The sequence below is a fragment of the Microbacterium sp. GCM10027623 genome, from assembly GCF_042666935.1.
Classification (GTDB): domain Bacteria; phylum Actinomycetota; class Actinomycetes; order Actinomycetales; family Microbacteriaceae; genus Microbacterium.
On sequence record NZ_JBHTHE010000002.1, the window covers coordinates 197553 to 209622 of the forward strand.

Below are 12070 nucleotides of genomic sequence, written 5' to 3' on the forward strand. Positions count from 1 at the left end.
TCGGCAGGCAGAATGGGACGATGACGCGAACTCGGATGCTGATCTCCGGCGGCGCACTGCTGGCCGGCGCCGTCGTCCTGGGCTGGGTGATCGTGGTGCTCTTCGGTGGGGCCGTCGAAGGCCTGGATCCGAGTTGGAACCGACTGATGGGGCAGATCAGGCAGCCCTGGATGCTGACGATCGCCTACGCGCTGAACATCATCGGCGGCGGCTGGAACGCGATCCTGGTCGTGCCACTGCTGATCATCGGGCTGCTGCTGGCGCTGCGCCGGTGGAGAGCGGCGGTGTACGCCGCCGCGGCGTTCGTGGTGAGCGTCGGCCTCACGCAGCTGATCAAGGAGATCTTCGGCCGATCACGGCCGGAAGACCTTCTGGTGGCATCGGATTTCGGGTCCTTCCCGTCGGGGCACACCGCCAATGCGGCGACCATCGCGGCGGTCCTGATCATCGTGTTCCGGCGATGGTGGGTCGTGATCGCGGGGATCATCTGGACCGTGGTGATGGCGCTGTCGCGCACGATCCTCAGCGTGCACTGGCTCACGGACACGATCGGGGCGATACTCGTCGGCGCCGCGGCGGCGATGCTGGTGGCGGCGGTGCTCGGGCGCTGGGCGCGGCTGCCCGGGTTCGAGCAGCTCGTCCCCGGCCCGGACGAGTCCGGCCCGTCAGGTCCGTCAGAACCCGGCCCGAGAACGAAGGGGCTGTCATGACCGACACGTCCGCGGCGGGTGCGTCCCGCATCCGCCCTTACCGTCCCTCCGACCGGGAGGCGATGTACGACGTGTGCGTGAAGACGGCGGACGCCGGAGCGGATGCGACCGGTCTCTTCGAGGACGACCGCCTGTGGGGCGACATCTTCGCCGTGCCGTACGTGGAGCGGCATCCGGATCTCGCCTGGGTCGTGGAATCTCCCGACGGCCGCACGATCGGCTACGTCGTCTCGACCGACGACACCGAGGCCTTCGAGGCCTGGTTCCGCGATGAGTGGTGGCCGCGCGTCGCGGCCCGATACCCCCGGTCGGGCGAGACCGAGCCGACCCGGCAGGACGGCATCATCGACTACGCCGACAGACGCGCCCCCGGGCGCGAGCCGCACGCGGCGCACTACCCGGCGCACCTTCACATCGACCTGCTGCCCGAGACGCAGGGACAGGGACTCGGCCGCCGGCTGATCGAAACCCTGTTCGCCGAGCTGCGACGCCGGGGCGTGCCCGGCCTGCACCTCGGTATGAATCCGCAGAACACCGGCGCCGGTGCCTTCTACGAACGGATCGGGATGCATCGCCTCGATTCGGGCCCCGACACCACCATGTACGGCGTGCGGTTCGACTGACCTCGCCCGCTGGTCCTCTCAGGCGTGGAGTCTTCGCTCCGGGGGCTCAGGGCGTGCTGTCGTCGCCCGTGCCGACACCGTCGGCTCGCGAGAGGAGCCTCTCCTTCGCGTTGCGCAGATGCAGCGCCATGTGCCGCTGTGCGGTGTCGGCGTCTCCGGCGGCGATGGCCTCGAGGATGTCGTTGTGCTCCTGCACGATGGTGGTCGGTCTTGCCGACTGATGAGCTCGGTACTGCCCCATGCTCAGGTGCACCTCTCCCATGATCAGTTCGTGCATGCGGCTCAGGCGCGCGCTGTCCGTGGCCTGGATCAGCGCCGTGTGGAACGAGACGTCCGCCTCCACCTGCTGGTCGAAGGACTCGCTCGACGCCGCGCGCTTGAGTCGTTCGTGCGCTTCCAGCGCAGTCGCCGGCACGGTTGAGGCGCCGGCAAGCCGTGACACCGCGAAGGCCTCGATCGCCTCGCGTGCCAGGAACAGATCCTGGATCTCGGCGGGTCCCAGCGTGGGTATCAGGGCACTGCGATGGGCGGAGCGGATGAGCAGCCCGACGCCGATCAGCCGTTCCAGGCAGGCCTTCGCGGTGGTGCGCGCGACGTTGTAGTCGGTCGCGATCCGTGACTCCGTGAGTTTCTCGCCCTGTCTGAAGTCGCCGCTGATGATCCGCGACCGCACGGACTCGTACAGGGCGTCTGTGAGCGACGCCGTCGCCAGGTGGAACTGCTGAGACCCATGAGCCATGGCAACAATATACTCTCCAGCACTCTTGTTAGACAAGTTTGCTGAATAGTCTTGCTTGCGTGACTACTCACTGCTACGGTCGACGCAGAGTCGTCCGGTGCTCGCTCACCGGTCGCGCACGCGGTGCATCCGACCTCGTGCACGCCAACGTCACATGCATCTCCCCTGCGGCCCGCGCGCGGGCACCGCGCATTTCCTAATCAATGTCGATAAGAGGACTTCCCATGAACATCGATCGCAGAACCTTTCTCGCCCTCTCCGGTATGGCCGGCCTCGGTCTGGGGCTCGCCGCGTGCGGTGTGAGCCAGCCGGGCACCGCGGCCCCAGGCGGTGCGGACGGCGTGAGCCTCCGCTACGGGTGGTGGGGGAACACGATCCGGCAGCGCGCGTACGAGAAGGCCTTCGAGACCTTCGTCGCAGACCATCCGAACGTCACCGTGCAACCGGAGTTCGCGGAGTACGCGGCGTTCCAGGAGCGCATGACCACGCAGATCGCCGGCAAGACCGTGCCGGACATCTTCTGGATCGCGTCCGCGCAGGTGCTGAGCTACTACAAGGCCGGCATCTACCACGACGACCTCGACAAGATCGACACGCTCGATCTGTCGAACTTCACCCCGGAGCAGCTCGCGCTGTTCAAGATCGACGGGAAGCTCAACACCGTGCCGCTGGCGGTCACTGCGCCGGTGGTGCGCTTCAACGAGACGTTCCTGGCGGAAGCAGGTGCCACGCTGCCGGAGGAGGGCTCGGCCGGCTGGTCATGGGATGGTCTGGCGGAGTTCCTCATCGACTACACCAAGGACGCCCCGAAGGGTCGCGTGGGCATCGCGCACAACGCGCAGCAGGATCTCACGTTCGAGTCCTGGCTTCGGCAGCACGGCCAGCAGCTCTGGGACGAAGACGGCAACGTCGGCTTCGACGCCGACGGGCTCGGCGGGTGGCTCGACTGGTGGGAGAAGCTGCGAAAGGCGGGTGCCACCCTCTCCCTGAGCGAGCAGGAGGGTCCCGGTATGGATTGGGCGCTCGCCGGAGACAAGACGCTCATGACCTTCGGAAACGCCAACCACATCGCCGACCACGCCAAGATGTTCCCCGACTACTCCTTCGAACTGCGCGGCATGCCCCTGCTGCCGGATGCGGCGGCGGGGCACACCTTCGGCTTCATGAACCGTCTCACCATCTACTCCGGCATCGATCCGCAGCGTCTCGCGGATGCGGGCAGATTCCTCAGCTTCAATCTGAACCACGAGGCGATGCTCACACCCACGCTCTCGCTCGGCGCGCCGGTATCGGGCAGGCAGCTGGAGGCAGCGTTCGACGTCGCCTCACCGGACGAGCAGAAGATGCTGCGAATCGTGCAGCACAACAACGCGCAGGAATCCAAGCCGCGTTATGAGGCTCCGGCCGGGACCGGCACGTGGCGCAACATCATGACCCGGACGATCGAAGAGATCGTGCTGGGCGGGATGCCCGTCACGCAGGCCTCCCAGAGGATGATCGACGAGGTTCAGCGAGAGATCGATCAGGTGTCATGAGCACGGACGTCGACAGACACGGGACGCACCTCTCGCGTCGGGCGAGCGTTGCGGAGGCCGACCCGATCGGTCCCACCCGGGCTGGTGGCCGGGAGGTCGGTGACGGGCGGAGACGCCGAACGCGTCTGGGCCGCCAGGGCGGGGCCGCGCACGTCTTCCTGCTGCCCTGGTTCGGTGGGCTGCTGCTCATCACGGCGCTGCCGCTGGTGGCATCGCTGTACCTCTCGTTCACCAACTACAACCTCCTGTCCGAACCGGTGTTCATCGGCTGGGACAACTTCACGCGGATGGCGGGAGACCCCCGGTTCCTCTCGTCCGTGGTCGTGACGCTGCGATACGTCCTGATCTCGGTGCCGCTGCAACTGGCCTTCGCCCTGCTGCTCGCGGTGATCCTGGACCGCGGGCTCAGAGGGCTCTCGTTCTACCGCGGGGGGTTCTACCTGCCCTCGCTGCTCGGGGCGAGTGTCGCCGTGGCGATCGTGTGGAAGGAAGTGTTCGGGCACGACGGCTTCGTGAACCAGGTCCTCGGGCTCTTCGGGATCGAGGCGGCGAGCTGGCTCCAGGATCCCACGCGCGCCCTCTCCACACTGATCGTCCTGAACGTGTGGACGTTCGGCTCCCCGATGATCATCTTCCTGGCTGGTCTTCGCCAGGTTCCCGAGGAGTTGTACGAAGCGGCGAAAGTGGATGGTGCAGGTCGCGTGCGCCAGTTCTGGAACATCACGTTGCCGATGATCACGCCGATCGTGTTCTTCAACCTGGTTCTGCAGACGATCGGATCGTTCCAGAGCTTCACGCAGGCGCATGTGATCAGCGGCGGTTCCGGAGGGCCGCTGGATTCGACGCTGTTCTACACGCTCTTCCTGTATCAGCAGGGATTCGTCGGATACAAGATGGGCTACGCGTCCGCATTGGCGTGGGTGCTGCTGGTCTTCATCGGCGTGGTCACGGCCATCCACTTCCTGCTCGCCAGGTACTGGGTCTTCTACGGAGATGAGAACTGATGCGGAATCAGGGAGCGCTGACGCCGGTGCGGCGGCGCAGGGGAGTGCGGGCCGGCTCGGTCATCAAACACGTCCTGCTGTCAGGACTGCTGCTGCTCATGCTCTATCCGCTGCTGTGGATGGTCGTGAGCTCATTCAAACCGGGTGACACCGTGCTGACGGACACCGGGCTGATCCCCGGCGAGATCACGTTCGACAACTACAAGGACGGCTGGAACGCGCTCAACGAGCCCTTCACCCTGTTCTTCTTCAACTCCCTCGTGGTGTCCGTCGGATCCATCGCCGGCAACCTGGTGTCGTGCACGCTGGCCGCTTTCGCGCTGGCCCGATTGAACTTCCGCGGGAAACGCCTCTATTTCGCGATCACGCTCGTGTCCGTGATGCTTCCGCTGCACGTCCTCGTGGTGCCGCAGTACATCTTCTTCTCGGGGCTGGGCATGGTCAACACGTTCTTCCCGCTGCTGCTGCCGAAGTTCCTGGCGACGGATGCGTTCTTCGTGTTCCTGATGGTCCAGTTCATCCGCACCATTCCGAGGGAGCTGGATCAGGCCGCATGGATCGATGGCGCCGGACCCTTCCGGACGTTCTGGTCGATCATCCTGCCCTTGATGTCGCCCGCCCTGGTGACGACGACGATCTTCACCTTCATCTGGACCTGGAACGACTTCTTCGTGCCGCTGATCTACCTGACTTCGCCGAAGGTGTACACGCTGCCCGTCGCGCTGAGCACGCTCGTCGACTCGGAGACCCTCGACGGGATCGGAACGCTGTTCGCGATGTCCGTGCTCTCCCTCATCCCCGTGGTGCTGTTCTTCGCCCTCGCGCAGAAGCACCTGGTCCGCGGCATCGCCACGACGGGGCTCAAGTAGTCCCGCAACCCCGTTCGTAACCAGTCTCAGAAGGAAACAGCGTGAACTCTCACAGCTCAGCACTCGCACTGCCGCACCCCACTCAGAACGATGACCTGCGCAGCGCCACGTGGTACCGGACCGCGACCCGATGGACGCAGATCACCTTCGTGGAGGACGATCCGCACCGAGCCGATCCCGAATTCTGGATCGACATCATGAAGCGCAGTCAGTCCAACGCGGTGTGCATCAGCGCGGGCGGGTACATGGCGTTCTACCCGACGCAGATCCCGTTCCACTACCGGAGCACGTTCCTGAGGGACGCGGACCTGTTCGGCGAACTGGTGAACGGCGCGCGCCGGCTGGGGATGCACGTCATGGCCCGCGTCGACCCGCACGCCATCCATGCCGATGCGGCGGCGGCGCACCCGGAGTGGCTGGAACGAGATGTCAGTGGTGCCCCCGTCCCGCACTGGGCGTTTCCCGACACCTGGGTGACGAGCCCGTTCGGGCCGTACAACAGCGAATTCATCACCGGGGTCGTGCGCGAGCTGGTGGGGACGTACGACATCGACGCGGTCTTCATGAACAGGTGGCAAGGCGACGGGGTGTCCTACACGGCGGGGGTGCGTGAACGGTTTCGCACCGAGATGGGCCTCGACCTTCCGGTGCCGGGCCAGGATCCCGCATCCGAGGAGGCCCTGGCCTGGAAAGCATGGCGCAAGCAGCGGCTCAGCGAGTTGGTCGCATTGTGGGACACCGCGGCGAAAGACGTCAGACCGCACACCAGTGTGATCCCGAACCTGGGCTCGCTGTCGATCCACGAGCTGGATCGCGGACTCATCGGCAAGCACTATCCGCTGTTCTTCATCGACCGTCAGGGGCGCGACGGCGTCGAACCGCTGTGGTCCCCCGGCCGGAACGCGAAGCGCACCCGCGGCGTCTTCCCGGATCGGCCTGTCGGTCTCATCACCTCGGTCGGCCCCGAGAGTCACCAGCATCGATGGAAGGATTCGGTGAACTCACCTGCCGAGACGGCGATGTGGATCGTCGCCGGATTCGCACAGGGTGCCTTCCCCTGGTTCACCAAGTTCAACGGAAAAGTCCCCGACGACCGGTGGATCGCCCCCGTGACGGATGCCTTCGGTCTTCACGCACGCCTGGAACCCTCTCTGGCGGGCAAGACGATTCACGCCCAGGTGGCCGTGATCGACCCAGGCCACCCCTTCGGTGCGCAGTTCCCCGGCGAGCACGCCGAACGTCACCACGACGACGGCTTCTATCACGCGCTGGTGGAAGCGCGCATTCCCTTCGAACTCGTCGCACAGCAGGAGATCTCGACGGAGCGGATCGCCGGATTCGACGTGGTCGTGCTGCCCAGCATCGTGGGTCTGCTTCCCGAGCATCAGGCGGTGCTGGAGGAGTACGTCGCTGGTGGAGGTGCACTCGTCGGGGCGTTCGAGTCCGGACTCGCACACGACACCGACGCCGGCAGGTCCGATCTCGGACCGTTGTTCGGGATCTCGCGCGCGGCCATGCGCGATGGCCTCGTCAAGAACAACTACATCGAACTGCAACGACCCGCCGATCCTGACCCGTTCGATCTGACCGGAGGATTCGACGGCGCGCAACGGGTCATCGGCGGCACTCGGATCGTCGATATCGAGGCCGAGCCCGGTGCCGATGTGCCGTTCAGGTTCATCCCGGACTTTCCCGATCTGCCGATGGAGGAGGTGTACCCGCGTGAGGACGCTGACCGCCCGGCCGTGGTGACCACGCAGAACGATGCCGGCGGACGCACGGTGTACTTCTCCTTCAACGTGGGTGCGATCTTCTGGGAGGCGCTGCAACCCGACCACGGTCGGCTGATCCGGAATGCGATCTTCTGGGCCCTGGACGGACCGCCCGAGGTGACCGGTTCGGGTGCGGGCGTCGTGGAGATCGCGGTGTACCGCGGCGAGGAAGAACTCACCGTCTGCGTCGTGAACCTGACCAACCCGATGGCGATGAAGGGGCCGCTGCGGGAGATCATCCCGCTCGAAGGCCAGACCCTGAGCGTCGCGATCCCCGCGGGACGCAGCGCGACGAGCGTGCGGAGCGAGGTGAGCGGCCGACAGCTCGCGTTCGACGTCGATGCAGGACGCCTGCGGATCGAGCTGCCCGCCATCGAGATGATGGAGGCCGTGTGCGTGAGCTGGGGAACGGCGGACGCGGGCGCTGCAGGAAGGACGTCATGATGAGATTCGCCGCGAACCTCACGATGCTGTACACCCGACTGCCGTTCATCGAGCGCTTCGCCGCCGCGCGGATGGACGGCTTCACCGCTGTGGAGTTCGTCTCTCCGTACGAGCATTCGCCGGACGAACTCGCGCAGGTGCTCCGTGAGAACGACCTGACACCCGTGCTGTTCAATCTCCCCGCGGGTGACTGGGCGGCCGGCGAACGCGGCATCGCGGCTCTTCCCGACCGGAAGCACGAGTTCCGCGAGGGCGTGGAGGGGGCCATCCGGTTCGCGAAGGCTCTCGGGGTCACCCAGCTGAACTGCCTGGCGGGGGCGCCGTCGACGGCGGTGTCCCCGCGCGAGGTCCACGACACTCTCGTGGAGAATCTCGCGTTCGCGGCTGCGGAGCTGGCACGGCACGACATCCGTCTGCTGCTGGAGCCGGTCAACGATCGAGACGTACCCGGATTCGCCGTCGCGACCGTCGAGGATGCCGTCGACATCATCGCTGAAGTCGGCTCACCGAATCTCTTCCTGCAGTACGACCTGTACCACGCTCAGGTCATGCAGGGGGATCTGCTGCCGACCTTCCTGCGCCACCAGGAGATGATCCGCCACATACAGATCGCCGACCACCCCGGCCGTCACGAACCCGGGACGGGTGAGATCAACTATCGCTTCCTGTTGCCGGCCATCCGGTCAGCCGGCTACGAGGGCTGGTTCGGGTGCGAGTACATCCCCGGCGACCCGGGTGGGATGGGATGGTTGTCGGACTTCGACACGGAGGAGGAATCATGAAGGTGGGATTCATCGGACTCGGCGTGATGGGAAGACCGATGGTCGCCCGACTCATCGATGCCGGACACGAACTGTTCGTCAGTCGTGTCAAGGCGGTCTCGGAGTTCCTCGTCGAGGCGGGGGCGACCGGATGCGCGAGCCCCGGCGACGTTGCGCGTGCGGCGGACGTGGTGATCGTCATGGTGCCGAGGACGGAGGATGTGGAACAGGTGCTGTTCGGCGCGAACGGGGTCGCGGAGGGTCTTCGCCCCGGTGCGCTGGTGATCGACATGAGTTCCATCTCGCCGGTGGCCACTCGGGTCTTCGCGCAGCGCGTGCAGGACCTGGGCGCGTCGTATCTGGACGCACCCGTATCCGGCGGCGATGTGGGTGCGAAGGCCGGCACGCTGTCGATCATGGTGGGAGGCGAGGCTTCGGATTTCGAGCGGGCGAGGCCGCTGTTCGAGATCCTGGGCGCGAACATCACCCTGGTGGGTGCGGTCGGGGCGGGTCAGACGACGAAGGTCGCGAACCAGATCATCGTGGCCGGTACGATCCAGGCGGTGGCCGAGGCCCTGCGGCTCGCCGAGGCAGCCGGCGCGGACACGACGAAGGTGCGGGCGGCCATCAGCGGCGGATTCGCCTCGTCGCGAGTTCTCGAGGCTCATGGTCAGCGCATGATCGACGAGGCGTTCGATCCCGGCTTCCGCATCCGCTTGCACCACAAGGACCTCGACATCGCCCTGTCGGCGGCGGAGTCGCTGGGAGTCGAGCTGCCGGTGACGAGCCGAGTGGAACAGCTCATGGCGGCGGCGATGCAGGCGGGGATGGGCGATCTCGACCATTCGGCGCTGTTCGTCCTGCTGCGAGACCCAGACGAATCAGGCCGGTGACGCCGCGTGGCTGAGTCAGCGGGGCGCCGATCCGCCGTCGTGACCGACCGCGACGTCGTGGACGCGCTCGGCCGTTCCGGGATCGCCCTCCCCGAGGAGGAGGTTCCGCTCTACGCGCAGAGCATGCAGGCGGCACTGGAGGAGATCACCGTCTTCCTCGACGCGACGAAGAGCCTCGCCGCTCCGCGCGACGTCGCCGCGGGTCGCGAGCGCGGGTATCGACCGCAACCCTACGAGGATCCGCTCAACGCGTGGCAGTGGCGGTGCACGATCCGCGGCGCCGAAGGGCTGCTCTCCGGAAGATCGGTCTCCTTCAAGGACAACATCGCCGTGGCCGGTGTTCCGATGGGGCTGGCGACCGACCTGCTCGCGGATTTCATCCCGGACATCGATGCCACCGTGGTCCGTCGCGTGCTCGCCGCGGGAGGCACCATCACGGGGAAGAACACCATGGACGGGCTCACCGGCGGACACGGCAACGGCGGGTCCTTCGGAGACAGCGGACCGGTGCTCAATCCGCGGAACCCCGAACACCTCACCGGAGGTTCCACGTCCGGCGGGGCTGCGGCGGTGGCGGCAGGTCAGGTCGACATCGCTTTCGGCGGGGACCAGTCCGGTTCGATCCGCATCCCCGCCGCATGGTGCGGCACGGTCGGGCTGAAGCCCACCTTCGGAATGGTCTCGCATCACGGCGTCGCCTACGACGTCGACCAGTCCGTCGATCATGTCGGGCCGCTCGCGGCGACGGTGCGAGACGCAGCCCTCGCCTTCCAGGCCGTCGCCGGGTACGACGATGCCGATCCGCGCCAGCGCCGCGACATCCCCGAGACCGTGGATGTGATGAGCACACTCGAGGCGGGCATCGCCGGCGTGCGCGTCGGGGTCCTGGAGGAGGGGTTCGCGGATGCCGATCCGGCGGTCTCCGCGGTGGTCTCCGCCTCGATCGAGCGGCTCAGAAGTCTGGGCGCGCAGGTCTCCACGATCTCGGTCCCCGCGCATCTCGAGCTCGCCTCGGCGATGATGGCCGTGCTGATCGGCGGCTCGCGCGCGTCCTTCGAGACGACCATCGCCGGGGCGCACCACACGGCCGGGTATCCGGAGTCGATCGTGACGGCGGTGCAGCACTTCCGCGGCAATCACCCCGAGAAGCTGAACCCGCGTCGGATCCTCTACCTGGGGATCGCCGAGATCGCCCGCCAGAGGTTCGACGACGCGCTGTACGTGCGCGGACAGAACCTGCGCGCGCACTACCGCAGCGCTTTCGACGCGGCCTTCGAACACGTGGATGTGCTGGCGATGCCGACGATGCTGGACGTGGCGCCGAAGCGTGCGGCGGCGCGTCCCCGGTCGGAAGCGCTGCCCGGGTCGATGCGTGAGCCCATGCGGCTGGGCCGCGTGATCCGCAACACCGCACCGGCCAACTACACCGGTCATCCTGCGCTCGCTCTGCCCGTGGGATTCGTCGGGGATCTGCCCGCGAGCCTGCAGCTGGTCGGCCCGCGCTTCAGCGAGGCGCTGCTGCTGCGGTGCGGCTATGCACTCGAGCAGGTCGACGGACACGCAGCCCGGCGCGCAGCGCCGCAGTGAGTCGAGGACGGCACCGAACGCGCCGTCCTGCAGAAATGCCCTGAGCCCCGGAGTTCATCCGGGGCTCAGGGCATTCTGCGGCGGTGACGGAGGGATTCGAACCCTCGGTTGCTTGCACAACACACGCTTTCCAAGCGTGCTCCTTCGGCCGCTCGGACACGTCACCAGGAACAACCTGTCCATCCTATCCGATGGGGTGGGGCCCGACGAACCGGCGGGACGGGCCACGTAGAATCTCTGGGTGCCCACCCCCAAGATCGTGCTGTTCTACGCGTTCGCGCCACTGCCGGATCCCCACGCGATCCGACTGTGGCAACGCGATCTCGGCGAGGCGTTGAAGCTGCGCGGGCGGATCCTCATCTCGGAGCACGGCATCAACGGCACGCTCGGCGGAGACCTTCCCGCCGTCAAGAGATGGCTGCGGCGCTTTCGCGAGTATCCGGCGTTCAAGGATGCCGACATCAAGTGGAGCGAGGGCAGCGGCCTGGATGACGACGGGTACAGCGTCGACTTCCCGAAGCTCAGCGTCAAGGTGCGCGACGAGATCGTGTCATTCGGCGCCCCGGATGAACTCGTCGTCGACGAGAACGGCGTCGTCGGCGGGGGCGCGCGCCTGAGCCCAGGGCAGCTGCATGAGCTGATGGCGCGGCGCGGCGACGAGGTCGTCTTCTTCGACGGGCGCAACGCCCTGGAGGCGGGCATCGGCCGGTTCCGGAACGCGATCGTTCCCGACACCGAGACGACGCGGGACTTCGTGCGCCTGCTCGATGACGGCGTGTACGACGATCTCAAGGGCAAGCCGGTCGTCACCTACTGCACGGGCGGCATCCGCTGCGAGGTGCTGTCGAGCCTGATGGTGTCCCGCGGCTTCGGCGAGGTGTACCAGCTCGACGGCGGCATCGCCCGCTACGGCGAGGAGTACGGCGACGACGGCTTGTGGGAGGGGTCGCTGTACGTGTTCGACAAGCGCGGTTCGGTGGACTTCTCCGACCATGCCGCGGTCATCGGCGAATGCGTCGGATGCGGGGCGACGACCAACCGTACGGCGAACTGTCCCGACGCCGCGTGCACGCGACAGTTCGTGGCGTGCACCACCTGCGATGCGGTGCCCTGCGCCGAGCACGCCTGAGTCG

General features: G+C 66.8%; 11 protein-coding genes and 1 tRNA gene. 10 read left to right on the plus strand and 2 right to left on the minus strand.

The genetic code is table 11. The annotated features are described in order from the left end of the window. Nucleotides 1-20: 20 nt before the first annotated feature. Complete coding sequence (locus ACFQY2_RS08255) at nucleotides 21-710, plus strand: phosphatase PAP2 family protein (RefSeq protein ID WP_378745261.1); 690 nt, start codon at nucleotides 21-23, stop codon at nucleotides 708-710. After that, the gene (locus ACFQY2_RS08260; protein WP_378745262.1) at nucleotides 707-1333 is read left to right on the plus strand and encodes a GNAT family N-acetyltransferase; all 627 of its coding nucleotides are present in this window, start codon (nucleotides 707-709) and stop codon (nucleotides 1331-1333) included. Before ACFQY2_RS08255 ends, ACFQY2_RS08260 begins: the two co-directional genes overlap by 4 nt. A 46-nt stretch (nucleotides 1334-1379) precedes the next feature. On the opposite strand, the gene ACFQY2_RS08265 is transcribed toward ACFQY2_RS08260, so the two are convergent. Further along, nucleotides 1380-2072 (minus strand): GntR family transcriptional regulator, encoded by a 693-nt coding sequence (locus tag ACFQY2_RS08265; RefSeq protein ID WP_378745264.1) that lies wholly within the window; start codon nucleotides 2070-2072, stop codon nucleotides 1380-1382. Between the two features lie 224 nt (nucleotides 2073-2296). Here ACFQY2_RS08265 and ACFQY2_RS08270 point away from each other — a divergent pair, with 224 nt between their 5' ends. Genes ACFQY2_RS08270 through ACFQY2_RS08300 form a run of 7 tightly spaced genes read left to right on the plus strand, consistent with a single transcriptional unit; the run spans nucleotide 2297 to nucleotide 10937 of the window. Continuing rightward, nucleotides 2297-3607, plus strand: a complete 1311-nt coding sequence (locus ACFQY2_RS08270) for an ABC transporter substrate-binding protein (RefSeq protein WP_378745265.1) — start codon at nucleotides 2297-2299, stop codon at nucleotides 3605-3607. After that, nucleotides 3604-4611, plus strand: a complete 1008-nt coding sequence (locus ACFQY2_RS08275; RefSeq protein WP_378745266.1) for a carbohydrate ABC transporter permease — start codon at nucleotides 3604-3606, stop codon at nucleotides 4609-4611. Before ACFQY2_RS08270 ends, ACFQY2_RS08275 begins: the two co-directional genes overlap by 4 nt. Next, nucleotides 4611-5480 carry a carbohydrate ABC transporter permease gene (locus ACFQY2_RS08280; protein WP_378745267.1) on the plus strand — a complete coding sequence of 290 codons (870 nt, stop codon included), beginning with the start codon at nucleotides 4611-4613 and terminating at the stop codon, nucleotides 5478-5480. The genes ACFQY2_RS08275 and ACFQY2_RS08280 overlap by 1 nt, the downstream gene beginning before the upstream one ends. 41 nt (nucleotides 5481-5521) lie before the next feature. Further along, nucleotides 5522-7696: a family 10 glycosylhydrolase gene (locus ACFQY2_RS08285; RefSeq protein ID WP_378745268.1), complete on the plus strand. Its 2175-nt coding sequence runs from the start codon at nucleotides 5522-5524 to the stop codon at nucleotides 7694-7696. Beyond that, nucleotides 7693-8478, plus strand: coding sequence for a 2-oxo-tetronate isomerase (otnI, locus tag ACFQY2_RS08290; RefSeq protein ID WP_378745269.1), 786 nt, complete (start codon nucleotides 7693-7695; stop codon nucleotides 8476-8478). The genes ACFQY2_RS08285 and otnI overlap by 4 nt, the downstream gene beginning before the upstream one ends. Then, the gene (locus ACFQY2_RS08295) at nucleotides 8475-9350 is read left to right on the plus strand and encodes a 2-hydroxy-3-oxopropionate reductase (protein WP_378745270.1); all 876 of its coding nucleotides are present in this window, start codon (nucleotides 8475-8477) and stop codon (nucleotides 9348-9350) included. The genes otnI and ACFQY2_RS08295 overlap by 4 nt, the downstream gene beginning before the upstream one ends. A 6-nt stretch (nucleotides 9351-9356) precedes the next feature. Beyond that, nucleotides 9357-10937: an amidase family protein gene (locus tag ACFQY2_RS08300; RefSeq protein WP_378745272.1), complete on the plus strand. Its 1581-nt coding sequence runs from the start codon at nucleotides 9357-9359 to the stop codon at nucleotides 10935-10937. A gap of 81 nt (nucleotides 10938-11018) precedes the next feature. Here the strand turns inward: ACFQY2_RS08300 and ACFQY2_RS08305 are convergent. Further along, nucleotides 11019-11103 (minus strand) — tRNA-Ser (locus ACFQY2_RS08305). A 75-nt stretch (nucleotides 11104-11178) separates the two neighbouring features. On the opposite strand from ACFQY2_RS08305, the gene ACFQY2_RS08310 reads away from it, so the two are divergent. Further along, nucleotides 11179-12066: a rhodanese-related sulfurtransferase gene (locus ACFQY2_RS08310; protein ID WP_378745273.1), complete on the plus strand. Its 888-nt coding sequence runs from the start codon at nucleotides 11179-11181 to the stop codon at nucleotides 12064-12066. Nucleotides 12067-12070: the final 4 nt, after the last annotated feature.